The 19,259-nt window shown below is 67.4% G+C and carries 13 protein-coding genes; 10 read left to right on the forward strand and 3 right to left on the reverse strand.

All coding sequences use genetic code 11. The features are described from left to right. Positions 1-164: 164 nt before the first annotated feature. Entirely contained in the window at positions 165-638 is a 474-nt protein-coding gene (locus DB30_RS42530) for a hypothetical protein (protein WP_052555588.1), read from the reverse strand. Here DB30_RS42530 and DB30_RS43245 point away from each other — a divergent pair. Continuing rightward, on the forward strand, positions 519-1,139 hold the full coding sequence (locus DB30_RS43245) for a site-specific integrase (protein WP_420870686.1): 621 nt from the start codon (positions 519-521) through the stop codon (positions 1,137-1,139). The two genes, DB30_RS42530 and DB30_RS43245, sit on opposite strands and share 120 nt — an antisense overlap. 1,838 nt (positions 1,140-2,977) lie before the next feature. After that, positions 2,978-4,078, forward strand: coding sequence for a multiheme c-type cytochrome (locus tag DB30_RS30440; protein ID WP_146661300.1), 1,101 nt, complete (start codon positions 2,978-2,980; stop codon positions 4,076-4,078). Positions 4,079-4,258: 180 nt separating this feature from the next. Here the strand turns inward: DB30_RS30440 and DB30_RS30445 are convergent, their stop codons facing one another. After that, positions 4,259-4,756 carry a hypothetical protein gene (locus DB30_RS30445; RefSeq protein ID WP_165704027.1) on the reverse strand — a complete coding sequence of 166 codons (498 nt, stop codon included), beginning with the start codon at positions 4,754-4,756 and terminating at the stop codon, positions 4,259-4,261. Between the two features lie 92 nt (positions 4,757-4,848). Beyond that, positions 4,849-7,230 (reverse strand): ATP-dependent helicase, encoded by a 2,382-nt coding sequence (locus DB30_RS30450; RefSeq protein WP_052555595.1) that lies wholly within the window; start codon positions 7,228-7,230, stop codon positions 4,849-4,851. A gap of 97 nt (positions 7,231-7,327) precedes the next feature. On the opposite strand from DB30_RS30450, the gene DB30_RS30455 reads away from it, so the two are divergent. From DB30_RS30455 to DB30_RS30495, 8 genes are all read left to right on the forward strand, one after another. Then, positions 7,328-9,889, forward strand: a complete 2,562-nt coding sequence (locus tag DB30_RS30455) for an MMPL family transporter (RefSeq protein ID WP_052555598.1) — start codon at positions 7,328-7,330, stop codon at positions 9,887-9,889. After that, positions 9,886-10,572, forward strand: coding sequence for a LolA-like protein (locus tag DB30_RS30460; RefSeq protein WP_052555600.1), 687 nt, complete (start codon positions 9,886-9,888; stop codon positions 10,570-10,572). Before DB30_RS30455 ends, DB30_RS30460 begins: the two co-directional genes overlap by 4 nt. A 69-nt stretch (positions 10,573-10,641) precedes the next feature. Continuing rightward, positions 10,642-12,279 carry a DUF4215 domain-containing protein gene (locus DB30_RS30465; protein ID WP_146661302.1) on the forward strand — a complete coding sequence of 546 codons (1,638 nt, stop codon included), beginning with the start codon at positions 10,642-10,644 and terminating at the stop codon, positions 12,277-12,279. 226 nt (positions 12,280-12,505) lie between these two features. Then, a complete protein-coding gene (locus DB30_RS30470; protein ID WP_052555604.1) occupies positions 12,506-14,155 on the forward strand; it encodes an RCC1 domain-containing protein in 1,650 nt (549 codons plus the stop codon). Between the two features lie 280 nt (positions 14,156-14,435). Continuing rightward, the gene (locus DB30_RS30480; RefSeq protein WP_205633107.1) at positions 14,436-15,974 is read left to right on the forward strand and encodes an RCC1 domain-containing protein; all 1,539 of its coding nucleotides are present in this window, start codon (positions 14,436-14,438) and stop codon (positions 15,972-15,974) included. Positions 15,975-15,998: 24 nt separating this feature from the next. Beyond that, complete coding sequence (locus tag DB30_RS30485) at positions 15,999-17,603, forward strand: RCC1 domain-containing protein (RefSeq protein WP_052555609.1); 1,605 nt, start codon at positions 15,999-16,001, stop codon at positions 17,601-17,603. 99 nt (positions 17,604-17,702) lie between these two features. Then, positions 17,703-18,647 carry a hypothetical protein gene (locus DB30_RS30490; RefSeq protein ID WP_146661308.1) on the forward strand — a complete coding sequence of 315 codons (945 nt, stop codon included), beginning with the start codon at positions 17,703-17,705 and terminating at the stop codon, positions 18,645-18,647. Next, on the forward strand, positions 18,644-19,108 hold the full coding sequence (locus tag DB30_RS30495) for a PIN domain-containing protein (RefSeq protein ID WP_052555614.1): 465 nt from the start codon (positions 18,644-18,646) through the stop codon (positions 19,106-19,108). Before DB30_RS30490 ends, DB30_RS30495 begins: the two co-directional genes overlap by 4 nt. The last annotated feature ends 151 nt before the right edge of the window (positions 19,109-19,259 follow it).

The following is a 19,259-nucleotide window of genomic DNA, read 5'->3' on the forward strand; positions in this document are numbered from 1 at the left end:
CCAAACCAAGCGGGCGGCCCAGGCATTTGAACGCGAAGTGCGTGACAGGCTGCTCGCCGATCTTCAAGCAAAGGACAACAACGGCGTGCAGCCGGCCCCCGAACCCAAGCCAGCCCCCACGCTGGCCGAGTTCGCGGTCGAGTTCCCGGCCTACCAAGCAACACTCAACAAACCAACGGAGCTCGAGTCCAAGCGCTCGATTCCTCGAGCACCATCTCGTCCCTGCCTTCGGCCACCTGCGCCTCGATCAGATCGAAGCACGGGCAATCGACCGTTACAAGGTCACCAAGCTGTCTGACCCCACACGGGACGCAGCGGTCAAGTCGACCCGGCGCCGATCCGAGGCAGGCCTCAAGCCCAAGACGATCAACAACCACCTGACGGTCCTCAGCCGCGCGCGGCGGATCGCCCACAAGTGGAAGCTGATCAACCACGCCCCCGAGATCGAAAAGCTCCGGGTACCCAAGCAGCCCTTCGACTTCCTCACCTTCGAGGAGACCGAGCAATTCCTCGCCGCGGTGAGGAAGCACGAGCCACGCTGGTACCCATATTTGATCGTCTCGATCCGCCCGGGCTTGCGGGTAGGCGAGATGCTGGCGCTGCGCTGGGCGGACCACGTCCGTCTCGAGCAGCGTCAACTTCGAGTCGAACTCAACTACACACGGATCGGTGTCATCGACTCACCAAAGTCCGACAAGGCGCGCGAGGTCCCGCTCAGCTGGGACGCGATCGAAGCGTTGCGAGAGCGGCGTCAGAGGTGGGCAAAGACAAGCCCGCTGGTGTTATGGTGCGGGGATGACCCACCGCGTACGCAACACGGCGCTATGCTTGGCCTGGACCGTCGCGGCATGTCACCGCGGCGGACCGGACACCACGACCGAGCCAACGCAGCCCGGCCCGATCGCGGAGCTCGACGGTCCCTCCGGCACGCTCCCGATCGTCGCCGTCCCCCAGTCCGCCGCGGCCGAGATCGACCTGTGGACCTTCGAGCCCGGCGGGCGGCGGCTCGCGTCGACCGAGCTGGGCGCGTGCACGATCTGGGACGTCGAGACCGGCCGACTGATCCGCACCCTCGAGGACAACACCAAGCCCTGCGACGAGTGGCTGGCGCCCGTCACGTTCAGCGAGTTTTTGCGTGACGACTCTTCGGCCGACGGACAGCTCACGCTCGACACCAGCGCAGGTGTGGCGATCATCGACGAGAAGACCGGCCGCAAGCTGCGGGACCTGCCCTGCCCCGACTGCGCAACCGTTGACGACATCACCTGGTCGAGCGAAGGCCACGAACTCGCGCTGGTGTGGCAGGAGTCGGCGCGGCTGGAGATCTGGGACGCGGACACGGCCACGCAGATCCACGCCGAGTCGATCCCCGTGCATGGCGAGCTCGAGGCGCTCGAGCTTGGCTGGACCCAAGCTGGCGCGACCGTGGCGTGGACGGAGATCGGGTTCCCGGTCGAGTGCGACCCCTACTCATACTCCTACGAATACGACTGTGAGTGGGACGAGGCTCAGCAGATCTCGACCCACCGACCGATCAGCCACCACATGCTGGCCGTGGGTCCAGACGGTCCAACCACCATTCGTGCGATCGAGGCCGCTCCCGCGGACGCGTTCGTGTTGTTCGACCCCGAGTTCAACTGGGCGTTTTGGACCCACGAGTGGTCGGAGCGCCGCGCCGGCTCCACGACAACGCTGCAATTCGAGGGGCTCGGCGAGCGCCAGAGCCACATGGGCTGGGAGTCGTTCGAGGAATACGGTGACTATGGCGAGTCGCTGTACCGCGAAGGTGAGTGGCGCACCGACGGCGCGACCCACTGGGCCGTGGCGATCCACCACGAGGACTACGACGGCGGCACGACCATGGTCGAGTGGGAGACCACGCTGACCAGCCCAGCGCTGGGCCGGCGCGCCGGGGTCGCGATCGACTCGCTCGAGTACGACAGCGTGGTCGACGTATCGGTCTACGGCTTCGTGGGTGACGCCGCGCGCTTGGGCGGCGAGTTCTGCTCGGAGGCCTGCGCGACCCTGCATACGCCCACGCCGCCCGACTGCGAGCTGATCGACATTGCCTCGGGTCACGGCACCGAGCTGCTCGAGTGCGACGTGGCCGTGCTGCGCAACGCAGGCGCGACCACCCGGCTGCCGATCGAACCAATGTCGTGGTGGTGGTCCCGCGGCGGCGCGCTGGCGTTGTTCGACGGCGCGGGCTTCATGGTCGTCGACGCCGTGCTCGGCACGGGCAAGCAGCCACGCACCGACGTGCTCGCGGTGCTCGATGGCCGGCTTGGCCCAGAGCTGGAGCGTCTGGCGCTGCTCACCAACAACGGGCTCGAGGTGATCGAGCTTGGCGCGGGCGGGGTGATCCTGCGCGTCCCAGGCGTCATGCCCGACGACGTCGCGTTCTCGCCCAGCGGTGATCGGCTAGCGATGCTCCATAAAGGCCAGGTTCAGGTGGTCGCGCTGCCGGGCGGCGAGCCGATCGCGAGCTGGGCGAGCGACGGGCCCGAGCTCGCGTTTCGCCAAGATGGCCGGGCGATCTTCGTTGGCGACGGCCAGCCAGAGCTCGTGTTCGACGCGAGCACGGGCAAGCCGCTCACCGGTCCCGGCCTCGAGCGGATCACGGCGGTGCTCGACAAGGGCGGCGAGATCGATCCTAGCTGGCGGTGGGTCATGAACGACGAGCGCGGTGAGCTGATGCGAACCGTCGATGCGCGGGTGCTGACGTGGACCGCGGACGGAGCGTGGCTGGCCGACACCGGTCAGTATCAGGGCGCCGCGCCTGGGCTGGAGCTCGCGTTTCGGATTGGCACCGACGCGTGGGCGGTGCCCGAGTTCGACGCCCAGCAGCTCTCCAAGTGGCTCGAGCGGCCGGATCTCGTCTCGGCGTTCGCGGCTGGTGAGCCGATCGCCAAACCCGAGATGACCCCCGCCGAGCTCGCGGGCCTGCGTGCTCGCAAGCCAACGCCAAAGGGCTGACATGCGCGGGCGTGGTCTAATTGCGGCGGTGTTCGTGACGCTGGGGCTGGCCGCGGCGCTGGGCCAGGCCCGCAATGGTTCGACCGCGACTGTCGTCAGCACGAACGCCGCGATGCCCGGCCCCGCCCGGGGCCCGCGCACGGGTGACCAAGCTGGAGCGTCCCGGCTCGACCGCAACGACGAGTGCGTGACCTGCCACGCCGACGTGGCCAGCGAGTGGAGTCACTCGTTGCATCGGGGGGCCTACGAAGATCCGATGTTTCAAGCCGCGCTCGAGCGCGAGCGCCACCCAAGCTTTTGCCGAGCCTGCCACGCGCCCGAGGCTGACCCCTTGCACGAGCCAACCCCGCGCGAATCGGCTGCCGGGGTCGCCTGCGTATCGTGTCACTTGACCGGCCGCGACCCGGCCGTGCTCGCGGGGCCCCACGCAGACGGTGACGACAGCCAAGTTCCGCACGCGCTGCGACGCTCGGCTGAATTCGCCTCGCCAGATGCGTGCGCGGGCTGCCACGAATTTTGGTTTCCCAGCCTCGGCCGGGCCGGCCACGCGCTGAAGATGCAAAGGACGATCAGCGAGCACGCGCGCTCGGACTTCGCCAACGAGAGCTGCCAAAATTGCCACATGCTCTCCGCGCCCTCGGGGCCAGGCGCGACCCATCTCGATCATGGCTTCGCCGTGGTCGGCCAGCCAAGCATGCTGCGGGCCGCGGTCGCGATTGTGGCGACACGGCCAGAGCCGGGCCGCGTCGTGCTCGAGCTCTCGCCGCGCGTCGTCGGCCATGCGTTCCCAACCGGGGATCTGTTTCGGCGGCTGAGCGTGGAGCTGCACAGCGACGAAATCAGCCCGAGCTGGTCGGCGCAGCAGCTGCTGGCCCGACACTTTGGCTCACGGCGGGTCGGCGAGGGCCAAGTGATCCGCATCGAGCACCTCGACAATCGCGTTGGAGTTGGCGACGGCCCGACCACCGTCGAGTTCACGCTGCCCCCCGAGCTACACGAGGCAACCGTCACTTGGGAGCTGGTCCACGAACGCGCCCTCGAAGCCTCGAGCGGAGCCACCGGCATCTGGGGCCGTACCCCGTTCGCAAGCGGCCTCCTGTAGGAGCCCAATTCTCCGCCAAGAGCGCCCTCTGCGCCCTATAGGCGGCCCAGTTCACAAAGCACGACACGCAAGTGGAGACGCACCCACCATGGAACGGTTCATGCCCCACAAAAGCGAGAGGATCTAAGCAGGCACGTCTGTCGATCATTCTCGACTTGAGGTTCGCGCGTGAAAACGAGACTAACTATCAACAATATAGTGAGACATGTACTTCAGCTCCAGAAGGTCGAAGACATCGAAGTACAGCCGCTGCGGCGTCCTTCGCACGGTCAGGAGTAGACCCCTGTCGGGAATATGCGCTACTGCAGAGACAGGTGCAATCGAGTCCCTTAGTCCAGAAATCCTCGCCACAAGCCAGCGCTGCGCGTCGGACAGGAAATCTGTATCTTCTGTTTCGTACTTGGCTAGCGCGGCCTGGCAGTCAGTGGGCATTAAGCGCCTGAGACCTGGCGCCCAATCAGGGACCCCGCGTTCCTCGATCAGCCTTGCAATTTCGGCGTTGTATTCATCGCAAAATTTGGGTCCCCAATCAACGGCGCCGACTGAACTCCAATAAAACAGAGAATCCTGCGGCAATGACGGTTGAACGCGCTGAAACGTCTTCGTGGTGAGAGTCCGAGCACGCCCCTGCTCCCACTCTTCATATGCTACTTCGGACCCAGAACGGTGGTTGGTCATACGAACTCAATTTTGCATTCGCGGGGGAGATGAGGGCATTCCACACCGGGCGAAGGCCTGCGAAGTGCGAAAGCGCCTGTGGGGGTCATAGTTCACAACGGTGTGCAGAAGCGGGCCATGATGGTCTTGCGGGCCGCCCCAAACACCAACGTCAATTTCAGCTGCTCCCCCGCCCCCGACCACGACAGCACCGTCCCCACCCCAAACTTGGGATGCCGCACCTGCATGCCCTTGAACCACTCGACCGGGTCGTACTCGACGCTATCGTACTCGACGGTCTCAGCCGTAGCGGCCACCGGCTGCTTGCGCCCGATCGCGCCCGACCCCGCGTACTCCGGCTCGAGCTCGATCTCGTCGTCCCACTGCGGCTCGCGCTTTTGCGGCGCGATCCTGGCCGCCGGCCGCCGCCGCCGACTCGTCGCCAACCCATGCCTGGCCACCGCCGCGTCCGGCAGCGATCGCAAGAACTCCGAGGGCATGTTCAGCTTGCTCTCGCCCCACAAGAACCGCGACCGCACGTAGCTAATCGCCAGCCTGCGACGCGCCCGCGTCAACGCCACATACGCGAGCCGCCGCTCCTCCTCCAGCGCGCTCGGATCGCCCTCTCGCAGCGCCCGCATGTGCGGGAACACGCCGTCCTCCATCCCCGTGAGCATGACCCGATCAAACTCCAACCCCTTCGCGGAGTGGATCGTCATCAGGGTAATCGCCGTGTCTGCGCTCTCGTCATCGCCCGAGGTCGCCAGCGAGATCTGCTCGAGATACTCGGCCAGGCTGGCCTCGGGCTGCTCGGTCACGAATTGCTCGAGCGAGCCAACAAATTCCTCGAGGTTCTCGATCCGCGTCTCACCGTCGGGCTCCTGCTCGAGCGACTCGGTGTAGCCGGTGCGCTCGAGCACCAACGCGGCGATCTGATCATGCGCGAGGTTCTGGGCGTCGATCGCAAGCTGCGCCACGACATCGTGGAACTCTTTGACAGCACGCCGCGCGGCCTTGCCCAAGCCGGCGTCCTCGCCGTATTTCGAGGCCGGGCCGGTTGCCTCATAGAACGACTTCTCGTTGCGCACCGCCCAGCTCGACAGCCGCTCGATTGTCTTGGACCCGATCCGCCGCGGCGGCACGTTGATCACCCGCAGACAGTCCAGATCCGAGGCCGGGTTGGTCAGCAGCCGCAGATACCCGACCAGGTCCTTGATCTCGCGCCGATCATAAAAGCGGATCCCGCCCAACATGCGATAGCGGATCCCATACAGGCGCATCGCCTCTTCCAGGGGTCGCGACTGCGCGTGGGTCCGATAGAATACAGCGATCTCGGACGGGCTCTCGCCGTCGTCAATTGCAACTTGGATCGTGCGCGCGACAAACCGCGCTTCCTCGCGCTCGTCGTCAAACCCGTACAGATCCACGTGCTCGCCAGCGCCAAGCTCGCTCCACAGCTGCTTGTCGTGGCGCCGCGGGCCGTCGCGGATCACCGCGTTCGCGCAGTCCAGGATCAGCGAGGTGCTGCGGTAGTTCTGCTCGAGACGGATGATCTCGCAGCCGGGGTGGCGATCTGGAAACCGCAGGATCTGCTCGACGTCGGCCCCGCGCCAGCCGTAGATCGCCTGATCGTCGTCACCCACGACGCACAGCTGCGCGCGCTCGCCACACAGCAGATCCACGAGCTCGGCCTGGACCGGGTTGGTGTCCTGATACTCGTCCACCACCACATGAAAGAAGCGCCGACGCAGACCGACGACCGGGTCGACCTTGGCGCTTGCAGCCGCGGCCGGCTCGCGCTCGGTGTGGAGCTTGACGGTGCGACTTGGCGTGCTCGCGGCGTTGGCCTGCGCGGGCGGGTAGCTTGGCGGCGCGCCAGCGTTGCGCAGCAGCTGCACGGTGAGCGTGAGCAGATCCCCAAAGTCTGCGGCGTCCGAGGATCGCAGCTGATCCTCGTACATCGCCCAGGCCCGGCGGGTCCAGCTGAGCACGGGCTCGCCGTAGCCAAGATCCCCGAGCCGCTCGCGCCCCCAGCCCAGGTTCTTGGCGGCGTCGATCTTCCCGAGCGCGGCGCTGGCCGAGAACATGCGCGGGTCGATGTCGAGGGCCTTGAGCACCTTCCGCATCAGGCTCTTTTGATCGTCGGCGTCGTAGATCGCAAAGTTGCGCGAGAGCCCAACGCCCTCGCCGTGACGCCGCAGGATCCGGGCGCAGATCGAGTGGAAGGTGCCGATCCACGGACCATCGCGGCGCAGCTCGTCGAGCCCGAGCCCGAGCAATCCGGCGATGCGCTCGCGCATCTCGTGGGCGGCCTTGTTGGTGAAGGTCACCGCCAAGATCCGCCAGGCCGGCACGCCCTCGTCGATCAGCGCCGCGACGCGATGGGTGATCACGCGGGTCTTGCCAGTGCCAGCGCCAGCGAGCAGCAGCAAGGGCCCGCCGCGGTACTCGACACCGGCGCGTTGGGCCGGATTCAGCGACTGGGACGAGCTCATGGGCGCCCGGTTATACACGCCCGGGTGGGCGCCTCACACGCCCGAGGGTCGTACGCCGGGTCGCTGCCGGGGCGATTGCAGGCTAAGGTCGCGGCGCGTGAGCACGGGGCAGGAGCACGGGCGCGAGCGCGGCCCCGAACAGCGGACCGCGGACACCCGCGCGACCCCACGGACGCGCGCGCGGCTGGGCCCGCTGCCACGACCGCTCGCGCTGGCCCTGTTGGGTGTGTGGGCGGTGGCGTCGCTGTTCGCGTTGGTCCAGCTGTTCGTGGGCTCGTCGCCGTGGTCGGGCGCGACCGAGGGGATGATCCCAAGCGAGCACCGCAGCCCCTCCGGCCGGCCGCTGGCGTTGCTGCGCGTGGACCTTCAGGCGCTCGAGCAGGCGGCCAGCCCCGGCGAGCAGACGGATCCGGTCACGGACGCGCTCACGGATCCCGCGACGATCCTGGCCGAGGCCGGGTTTGCGATCGAAGAGGCGCTGGGTCAGCGGCGGGTGCCGCTCGCGCCGCCGCGGACCGAGATCACCCGCTGGCTCGACGCCCACGCGCTGTACTTGCTGCCGATCGAGACCCACGCTGCGCTGGCCGAGCGGCTGTCCGACGCCAGCATGCTCGCGGAGGTGCGCGGGCTCGAGGCCCGGCTCTCGAGCCCGCTGTTCGTGGTCTCGGGCGAGCAGCCGCGCCGGGATCCGCTGGGGATCCACGAGCTGACCACGCTCGAGGCCGGCCAGCTCGGGCACGTGACCGAGGTGCTCGGAACCGACGCGCCGAAGGTCAGCGCCAGCGGTGATCTGATCGCAGCGAGCGGGGATCGAGCCCTGATCGCGTTGGTCACCGATCCAACAAAACCCCAGGCCGAGCAGATCACCGAGCTGCGAACAAAGCTCGAGGCCGCGCTCGAGGGCCTGCCTGTGGAGCTCGCGCTGTTCGACCCCAGCCTGCGCGAGACCACGCTCGAGCACCAGCTGAGCCGCGATTGGACCAAGCTGCTCGCGGGCTGCTTCGCCGGGCTGATCTTGCTGTTGGCCATCGCGCTGCGGCGGGTGATCCCGGTGTTGGCGTTGGGCGTGTGCTTGGCCTCGGCGTGGGTGATGTTGGTGTGGGCGGCCGTCAACCTCGAGCTGAATCTGGGGATCGGCTTGGGCATGGGCTTGGATGGCATGGAGCTGGCCTCGATCGCGCTGTCGATCTTGCTGCTCGGCTTCGGCTGCGACGCAGCGCTGCGCCTGCAAGAGATCGACTCGCGCGGCTGGGTCTCGACGCTGATCATGGCCGGCGCCCTGGTCCCGCTGGCGCTCTCGCCCTATCCGCTGTGGCAGCGCTGGGCGCTGTGGTGGCCGCTGGCGTACCTGGTGTTGGCGGTGATCCTGCGGGTGATCCTGCCGGCCCTGCTCGAGCTGCTGCGCGGCGACTTCGACTGGCGCCGGCCCGGGTTTCGGTTGGCGCCGATGCCCGCGCTGGCGGTGCTGATCTGCCTGAGCGTGTCCGCGGCCGGGGCCTGGGTCACGCCGCAGCTGCGCTACCGATCCCCCGCGCGCGTGCCGGTCCTCGACCCGGAGCTGCAGGCCAACGAGCGCGAGCTGATCCAACACTTCTTCGATCCAAGCATGATCGTAGAGACGACCTCGCAAGCGCCCAGCGAAGCCAACGACCACGAGACACCTGCTGCCGCGGCCCTGGAAGCTTCGGCCGCGACCGCGACGCAGCTGGCGGCGCTGGTGCCCAACGAGGCTCGCCGGCTCGACTCTCCGGGCAGCTTCGTGCTGCCGCGCGCCGAGCTCGAGGCCCGCAAGCAAGCGCTGTCCAAGCTGAATTTGAGTCAGCGCATGGAGGCGCTCGAGGTGGTGCTCACGGATCAGCGCCTGCGCGCCGAGGCGTTCGCGGAATTCGTTCGCGGCGCGGCCGACATCCACGATCTCCCGAGCGCCCAGGCGGCGCTGGACGGGCCGCTGGGGCCGTGGATCAACGGCTACTTCGTAAGCGAAGGGGGCAACGGAGACGAGCGGGTCGCGCTGCGCTCGCGGCTCGAGCTGCGCGGGCACGACGGACTGGCTCAGGTGCCGCTCTCGGATCAACGGCTGGCCGAGCTGCCGCCGCTGCGGGGGCCGGCGATCGCCGCGATGATCGACCAACGAGAATATCTGCGCCGCGCGGGCGTGGTCCTGCTCGCCGGGCTGTGGCTGACGGCGTTCTTGGTGTGGCTCGGGACGGGGGGTCTGGGGATCGCGCTGGCCTGCGCGTTGGTCTCGCTCGCGTGCGAGGCGGGCGTGATGCTGGGGCTGTCGCTGCTCGATCAGCCAACCGGTCCGCACCTGTTGCCCGTGATCTTGATCGTCGGCGCGACCGCGGGCGTGGCCGGAGGCCGGGCGTGCCGGGCCGTGAGCCTGGGTCAGCCGATCGTCGCGCGCGGGCTGCTGCTCGCGGGTGGCTGTCAGATCATCGCAGGTGGGGTGCTGCTGATCTCCGCCCAGCCGCTGTGGCGCGAGCTTGGGTTGGCGGTCGCGATTGGCAGCGCGCTCGCGTGTGGGCTGGGGTTGTTCGCGACCCCCGGACTGGCGTCGCTGTTTGGCAAATTCCGTGGTCCCCGAAGCCCAAAAAACAAACCGAGCCAAGCCCCAACCCAGGCACCAACCCAAGACCCAGGGGAGCCCAAACCATGAGCCGTGTCTCGCGTCGCGGGCTGCTGATCTCGGGCGCGAGCGGGCTGGCGTTGCTCGGCGCCGCGCTGGCCACTCGCGCCGCCCCGGCGGAGCCCGTCAGTCGAGACCAGCGCCGGCTCGACAATCGCCTGGAGCTGTGGGGAGCGTTCGCCCGCAAGTCACAGAACCTCGTGGCCCGCTACACCTCCACACGCAGCTCGCCGCTGCTGCTCGAGGATCTGGTCGGCTCGGGCTCGTTGGCATACGTGAGCCCAACAACGCTGGTCATGCGCGACGACGGTGCGACGGGCTCGACCACGCGAATCGAGCCCAGCGGCGTTGCGATCGTCCCCAATGATCCATCGCTGCCCCAGCGACCCATGCCCAAGCCAGCCAACGCCCCCGCGCTGCGATGGCTGGCCGACCGCCTCGTCGCAAGCTTTGCCCCGGGCGACGGATCCGCGTTGATCGCCAACGCGCGCGTCGAGGTCCCGAAGGGCAGCACCCCACGCTTGAGCCTGCTGCCGCCCCGCGACTCCGTGGCCCGCACGTTGATCCGCAGCGTCACCCTAACCTTGGACCAGGTCGGTGGGGCGGTGATCCGCGTCGAGGTTGCCGAGTCCGACGGGGGCAAGTTCATCTTGCAGATCTCGGATCACCGCCAGAACGTCGAGCCTGAGCTCATCGCGCGGGTCTTGGACTAAAAGGAGGGTGATCTCGCGGGGCCGCAAGTGATACTAAAGGGCGAGCTTTTTCGCTCGGAGCCCCCTGACATGTACTCGAACTCCATTTTTTCGTTCTCTACTGTAAAACTCGCGACATCGTGCGCCGCGATCTTGCTGCTCGCTGGCTGCCCCGGCGACGACACCCCGGCCGACACGGCGACCGAGACCTCCGGCGATGGCGACGGGGATCCAAGCGGCGACGGCGACGGCGACGGCGACCCCACCGGTGATGGCGACGGCGACCCGACCGGCGATGGTGACGGCGATCCCACTGGCGACGGTGACGGCGACCCCGCTGGGTGCACCGAAGAGGGTTGCGCGTGCGATCCGGCCCAGGACGAGTGCGATCCCGGGCTGTACTGCCACGACGACACCAACGTCTGCACTCTGGCGGTCTGCGGTGACAACGAGCTGCAACCGATCGAGCAGTGTGACGACGGCAACGTCGTAGATGGTGACGGCTGCGACAGCGACTGCACCTTCACGGAGATCCTCTACGTCGACGCCTCGTACCAAAACACCTGCGCCCTGATCGAGGGCGGCCGGGTCCGCTGCTGGGGCTACAACGGCCAGGGCCAGCTCGGCTACGGCCACACGGACAACATCGGCGACGACGAGACCCCGGCCGACGTTGGCGACGTGATGCTGCCCGAGCCTGGCGTCGAGCTGACCATGGGCGACTCGCACTCGTGCATTCTCATGGCGGATCAAAATGTCCGCTGCTGGGGCACCGGCTTTAGCGGCCGGTTGGGCTACGGAAACACCGAGAACATCGGCGACGACGAGTTTCCAAGCTCGATCCTCGACGTGATGGTTGGCGGACCCGTGCTCGAGATTGACGCGGGCGGCAGCCACTCGTGCGCCCGCCTCGCGAACGGCACCCTGCGCTGCTGGGGTGGCGGCTTCTCGGGTCAGCTTGGCTACGGCAACACCAACAGCATCGGTGACGACGAGTTCCCCGCGAGCGCGGGGGACGTCCCAACCGGCGGGGCCGTCGTCGCCCAGGCCACCGGTATCAGCCACACTTGTGCGATCCTCGCGAACGGCAAGATCCGCTGTTGGGGCTCGGGTTCCTCGGGTGCGCTGGGCTACGGCAACACCATGTCCGTTGGCAGCATGAACACCCCCGCGCAGGCTGGCGATGTGTCGGCGGTCCCGCTGGGCCTGCCCCCCAACACCAAGGCGACCGCGCTGGCGCTCGGGCTCGGTATCAGCTGCGCGCTGTTCGAGACCGGCGATGTCTTGTGTTGGGGTCAGGGCTTCAACGGCGCGGTCGGCCAGGGCAGCATCGAGAACATTGGCGACAACGAGCTGCCGTCGAGCCAATCGCCGATCTCACTGCCGTCGGCGGCGGTCGCGATCAGCACGGGTGACAGTCACGTCTGCGCGCTGTTCGATGACCAAACCGGCCTGTGCTGGGGCCGAAACTCCGCCGGCCAGCTCGGCGCCGCGATCCAAGAGAGCATCGGCGACGACGAGACCCCCAACACCATCGATCCGGTCCAGCTCGGCGGCCCGATCAAGCAGATCGACGCAGGCGGCAACCACACCTGCGCGCTCCTGGCCGACACCAACGAGCTGTATTGTTGGGGGGTCAACGCCGACGGCCAGCTCGGATACGGGCACACCGAGAACATCGGCGACAACGAGTCGGTGCTCTCGGCCGGCCCCGTGTCCCTGTTCTGAGCCCAGCTGCTCTTTGCACCCTGTCGACGGGTCGCGCGGGCCCTTGGCGCGCGCGACCCGTTCGCAATTAGCGAGGCGGATGACGGCAATATTGTCGTGCCGATCGCCGATCATCGAGAGAACATCGAATCTGGGCAGTTCGAGCGAAGCTGTTCGATGTCCCGCTAATCCCTTCGTGGGTCCAGTGTTACTACTAAAGAGCCAGCCGTTCTCGCGGAGCTCTCAGATGTACTCGAACACGACTTGGTCCCCCCACAGACTCCTCAGCCCGTTCGCCGCGATCCTGCTGCTTGGCGGTTGCCGCGGCGACAATGGCACATCGCTAGATGCAACCGTTGGAACCGACAGCGGCGATGCCAACAACGACGGCAACCCTGAAAGCGGCGACGGTGACGCAGACCACGGCGACCCGGACCACGGCGACGGAGACTCCGACGGTGACAGCGACCCCAGCGACGGCGACGGCGACGGCGACTCCGGCCCCGGCCCGTGCAGCAGCGTGGGCTGCCCTTGCGACCCAGGCCAATCGGAGTGCGGGCCTGGACTCTATTGCCACGACATCGACAAGATCTGCACCGCGCCCGTGTGTGGCGACGAGGAGCTGCAGCCGCTCGAGCAGTGCGATGACGGCAACCTGCTCGACGGTGACGGCTGCGACGCCGACTGCTCGTTTACCGAGATCCTGCATGTCGACGCCTCGTACCAAAACACGTGTGTGCTCATTGAAGGCGGCCGGGTGCGCTGCTGGGGATACAATGGCCAGGGCCAGCTCGGCTACGGCAACACCAACGACATCGGTGACGACGAGACCCCCGCGGACATCGGCGACGTGTTGCTGCCCGAGCCCACCGCGTGGTTGAGCCTGGGCGACTCGCACGCGTGCGTGCTCATGACCAACACGGCGGTGCGCTGCTGGGGCGCAGGCTTCAGCGGTCGGCTGGGCTACGGCAACACCGACAACATCGGCGACGACGAGCTCCCAAATTCGATCCTCGACGTGCTCGTGGGCGGCGCAGTGCTCGAGATCCACGCGGGCGGCAGCCACTCGTGCGCGCGGCTTGCCAACGGCTCGCTGCGTTGTTGGGGCAGCGGCTTCTCGGGTCAGCTCGGCTACGGCAACATGGCCAGCATCGGCGACGACGAGCTCCCCAACACCGCTGGCGACGTGCCTATTGGTGGTTCGATCATCACGCAGGCCACCGGTGTCAGCCACACCTGCGCGGTCTTGGCGACCGGAAGAGTCCGCTGCTGGGGCACGGGGTTCTCGGGCCAGCTCGGCTACGGCAACACGCTGGCGGTCGGCAGCATGAACACGCCGGCCCAAGTTGGCGACGTGTCTGCGATCCCGCTCGGCGTTCCAGCTGACACCAAGGTCAAGGCGCTGGCGCTCGGGCTCAGCCTCAGCTGCGCGCTGTTTGAGACGGGCGACGTGCTGTGCTGGGGCTCGGGCTCGGGCGGCGCGCTTGGCCAGGGCAACTCCAACGCGATCGGCGACGACGAGCTTCCCTCGACGCTGCCGCCGATCTCGTTGTCCGCGCCCGCCGTCGCGATCACCGCCGGAGACAGCCACGTGTGCGCGCTGTTCGAGGATCAGACGGCCCGGTGCTGGGGCCTCAACTCCGTTGGTCAATTGGGCACCGCATCGCAAGCAAACATCGGCGACGACGAGCTACCCAGCAGCGTCGACCCGATCGACCTCGGCGGGCCAATCAAACAAATCGACGCGGGCGGCCACCATACCTGCGCGATCTTGGCGGCCACCAACGAGCTGTACTGTTGGGGCGTCAACGACGATGGCCAGCTTGGCTACGGGCACACCGCAAACGTCGGCGACGACGAGCCAGTGCTCTCCGCGGGTCCGGTGTCGGTGTTTTAGTGTGAGCTGAGCACGAGCCCGCGTGACCCGTCCTTTGGACCAACTCCACTTGGTGAGCCTCGCCCACGGCGCGGGGCCCCGCGCGCGCAGGCGCGATGGGCGGAACCTGTTCAGATAATCACGACTGGACGACGGGCGAGGGTGATCGTGCTTGCGGACGCGGGTACACTCGACAACTCACCTACCGCGGCGGATTCAACGGATCCGCCAGGTTTTTGCCATGGCTCGTTCGACTTCAACTTCCTTGCTCTGCCCCGCTCTGCTCACCATCGGCGCGCTCGTGTCCGGGCCCGCGTGCGCGGGCGGTGAGGTGACGGACGACACCTTCACCACCGCGGACGACACCGCTGGCGATGGCGACGGTGACGGTGACGGCGACCCAACCGGCGACGGCGACGGCGACCCAACCGGCGACGGCGACACCACCGGTGACGGCGACGGTGACGGGCCGTGTACATCGATCGGCTGCGAGTGCGACGGCTCCGAAGCCAGCTGCGACCCCGGCTTGGCCTGCGCGGGTGGCATGTGCACCTCGGCCACCTGCGGCAACGGCATCGTCGAGTCCCCAGCCGAGGACTGCGACGACAACAACGACTTCGAGGGCGACGGCTGCGACAACGACTGCTCGTACACGGAGCTCCTCACGGTCGAGGCTGGGGCCGCCCACACCTGCGCCGTGATCGAGGGCGGGCGCGTGCGCTGCTGGGGCCTCAACAGCGTCGGCCAGCTCGGCTACGGCAACCTCGACAACATCGGCGACAACGAGCCCGCCTCGAGCGCCGGGGACGTCGTCGTTGGCGAGAAGGCGCTGCGCATCCACGTTGGCGCCCACCACTCTTGCGCCTACCTCATGGACGAGACCGTGCGCTGCTGGGGCCACGGCAGCTCGGGCCAGCTGGGCTTGGGCAACAACGAGAACGTCGGCGACGACGAATTTCCGTTCTCGGTCAACCCGATCAGCATCAACACGGACGTGCTCGACGTGTTCGCGGCCGGCAGCCACACCTGCGCGCTGGTTGGGGCCGGCAACGTGCGCTGCTGGGGGCTCAACAACGTCGGCCAGCTTGGCTACGGCAACAACACCAGCCTCTCGATCCCGCTGACCGTCGACCTGAACCTGGGCGGCGCCGTCACGCTGCTCGCGACCGGGCGCAACCACAACTGCGCGCTGCTCGAAGACGGCAAGGTCCGCTGCTGGGGCATGAACAACCGCGGCCAGCTTGGCTACGGCAACACAGAGAACATCGGCGACACCGAGACCCCCGGATCCGTCGTCCCGGTCCCGATCCTGCCGCAGGGCCTGCCCGACGGCACCCCCGTCACCCAGATCGCGCTGGGCTCCGAGCACAGCTGCGTGCTCTACGAGACCGGCGACGTGCTGTGCTGGGGCGACAATTTTTACGGTCAGCTGGGTCAAGGCGACACCACCACCGTCGGCGACAACGAGACCCTCGCAACCTTGTTTCCGATCGATCTTGGCGGCGACGCGACCAACCTCGCGCTTGGCAAGCACCACACCTGCGCGCTGATGACCGACGGCGGCGTCAAGTGCTGGGGCCGCAACCTCTATGGCCAGCTCGGTCGCGGCGACATCGCGCACATCGGCGACGACGAGGTCCCGGCCGACATCGGCACGATCGAGCTTGGCGGCACCGCCAACTGGATCACCACTGGCGACTACCACACGTGCGCGGTCGTCAACGGCCACCAGATCCGCTGCTGGGGCTTCAACGACTACGGCCAGCTCGGCTACGGCGACACCGCTGTCCGCGGTGACAACGAGACCCCCGCCGAGGCTGGCAGCATCAAACTGCTCTAGCGTCACTTTTCTTTGAACCTCGACATGTCCACTGCAGCTTCGACCCCTTCGTTCCTCCGCCTCGCGCTCACGCTCTCGAGCTACGCCCTGGCCTCTGGCGCCTTGCTGTCTAGCGGGTGCAAGGGCGACGACAGCCCCGCTGACAGCATGGGCTCCGAGACCATGGCCACCGCCGGCACCATGGGCGACGGCGACGGTGACACCGGTGACGGCGACGGCGACACCGGCGACGGCGACACCGGCGACGGCGACGGCGAACCCGGCTGCGACGAGCCCGGCTGCCCCTGCACGGGCGACACCTGCGGCCCCGGCTTGGCCTGCGTCGAAGGCACGTGCCAAGAGACCATTTGCGGAGACGGCGAGGTCCAGGGCGACGAGGAGTGCGAGGACGGCAACGCGATCGACGGCGACGGGTGTGACAACGACTGCACCTTCACGCGCGTCGCCCGGGTCGAAGCCGGCATCCATCACAGCTGCGCGCTGATCGACGGCGGCGCGATCGTCTGCTGGGGTCGCGGCGAGTTTGGCCAGCTTGGCTACGGCAACGACAACAACGTCGGCGACGATGAGCTCCCAAGCGACGTCGGCCCGGTCGCGCTGCCCAGCCCGGTCATCAAGTTGGATCTGGGCGGTCAACACAGCTGCGCGATCCTGCAAGACGGCGGGCTGCGCTGCTGGGGCCTCAACGACCGCGGTCAGCTTGGCAACGGCACGATCAACAACATCGGCGACGACGAGTCGCTCGCCAACCTCCCGCCGGTCAGCGTGCCCCCGGCGATCGACATCGAAGCCGGCGAGCGCCACACCTGCGCGCGGGTTGGCAACGGCGAGGTCCGTTGCTGGGGCCTCAACGAGCAGGGCCAGCTCGGCTACGGCAACACCAACGACCCCGTCCCCGAGATGCTGCTGCCCGGCGTCGCGGTCAGCCTTGGCCCGGTCACGTCAAAGCTGGCGCTCGGCTACTGGCACAGCTGCGTCAACTTCGTCGACGGCGGCGTGCGCTGCTGGGGCCGCAACGGCCTTGGGCAGCTCGGCCAGGGCCACCTCGAGCACATCGGCGACAACGAGCTGCCGTCCAGCACGGAGCTCGTGCAGATCATCCCGCCCGCGCTGCCTGCCAACACCGAGGTCGTCTCGGTCGCGCTTGGCGGCAACCACGGCTGCGCGCTGCTCGGCGGCGGCGAGATCATGTGCTGGGGCGCGAACGGGTCCGGTCAGCTTGGCTACGGCGATCTCAACAACGTCGGCGACGACGACGTCCCGTCCTCGCGGGTCCCCGTCGACATCGGCGGTCCGGCGGTCGAGGTCACCTGCGGCGCCAACCACACCTGTGCCCGCCGCGACGACGGCGAGGTCCTGTGCTGGGGCGACAACTCGGTCGGCCAGCTTGGCCTGGGCAACACCAACAACATCGGCGACGACGAGCTACCTGTGATCGCAGGGCCCGTCCAGCTTGGCGGCGTGGCGACGCAGGTGTCGGCCGGCGGCAACCACACCTGTGCGCTGCTCGAGGGCGGCGACGTGCGGTGCTGGGGGCAGAACAACTTCAGTCAGCTCGGGCTTGGCAGCTCGGTGACCGTTGGCGACAACGAAACGCCAGCCGAGGTCAACCCGGTGTCGGTGTTCTGATCAGTCCAAGTCCACGTGGCGCGGGGTTCGCTGCGCCCCTCTGGTTTGAGGCAAGCAGCCACGGTCTGGAGTAGACTGCCGCAGGACAAGGAGTCCATCATGAACAAGCACTTGCTGACATTGATGGGGGGTCCTCGTGATGGGTTGCGGGTCCCGGCCTCGATTCTTCACGAGACTATCGGTGCGCTCTTGGAGGGGGCCAGGTTGGCGACTCGCTTCGCCGTCGAGGGCGAGAGCATCCGCAAAGGGCCGCGTCCGGCCTGGCTCGACGCTGCCTGCGCCATCGACATCACGGCGCTCTCGCCGGGGTCGGCCGTCTTCGAGTTGGAGGCCCCGACGCTACAGGACATTGATACAGCGCAGTTTGGTGCCGGCGGGCACCGCTCGCTCTTCGAACTGCACGATCACGGCTTCGGAGCGCAAACGGCTGTCGATCTGTTCGGTCAGGTGCTCGTGGCGGTGGTCGAAGGGCAGGCGGATGACGTCATCGCAGACCGGGCGCTGCTCGACACCTGCCTGAGGTTCGCCAAGATCCCGGGGAGCAACTACGACGGAGTTCAGCTCGATGGACTTCGTAATCGCGAGAAACCTCTGGTGATCTCGCCTCGCCATGTCACCCAGATCGAGCTTCTGCGGGATGAAACACCAACCCCCCAAGCCACGCGGTTGGCGGGCACGCTGGACACAATCTCTGCGTCCAGGTCTGAGGTCATCCTGACCCTAAAAAGTGGCGCGAAGGTGCCAGCCCGACTCGAAGACCACGACCCCGCGGCGCTCAAAGAGTTCTTCGGAAAGCACGTGGTGGTGTCCGGTGTCGCGCACTTCCGGCCCTCCGGTCGGTTGCTGCTACTCGACGTCGAATCGATCACGGAAGCGACAGCCGGAGACCGTCTGTTCGAGGCTGTACCCGTTGCACGAAAGCGCACGCCGGTCGCTACACCCCTCGCCCAGGACGATTCGACGGGGGTCTCCGCCTTCTTTGGAACGTGGCCAGGCGATGAGAGCGAGGACGATCTTCTCAACGCGCTCCAGGCGATGGGATGAGCAGCAACCGCCGCTTCCTGCTCGACACGAACATCGTCCTGGCGCTCGTCCGCGGGAACGCGTTGGCGATGCAAATCGATGCCACCTACAAACTTCGCGCTTCCAGAGTCCGACCGATGATCAGCGTTGTGACTCATGGCGAGGTGCGTGTACTTGCGAGCCGCAACGGCTGGGGCGAGAAGAAGCTCGGCGCGCTCCAGCACGCCCTAGACAACTTGGTCACCGTCGACGTGTACCACCCCTCAGTGCTCGACGCCTACGTTGAAATCGACATCTATTCGCAATCGCACGCGACAGGTGCCCGCAACATGGGGAAAAATGACCTGTGGATCGCCGCATGCGCCAAGGCGGTTGGAGCAACGTTGATCACAACAGATCACGACTTCTCGCACCTCGACCCAGACCTGCTGGCCGTCGAGTGCGTCACGCCGGATCCGCGCGGCTCGAACAAGAAGCCGTGATCCCCCGCCGTCCCGGAGGACTGCTGCTTCACAGCCAGACCAAGTCCACGTGGATACACCGGGGCTGGATCGCGGCCCGAGCTTCATCGCGCGCCGGTTGGTGAGACGGCAGGTGTTTTGCCCCGCATCCACGTCGTTGTTTGATAGGGTC

It is taken from the genome of Enhygromyxa salina (genome assembly GCF_000737335.2).
Lineage (GTDB): Bacteria > Myxococcota_A > Polyangia > Nannocystales > Nannocystaceae > Plesiocystis > Plesiocystis salina_C.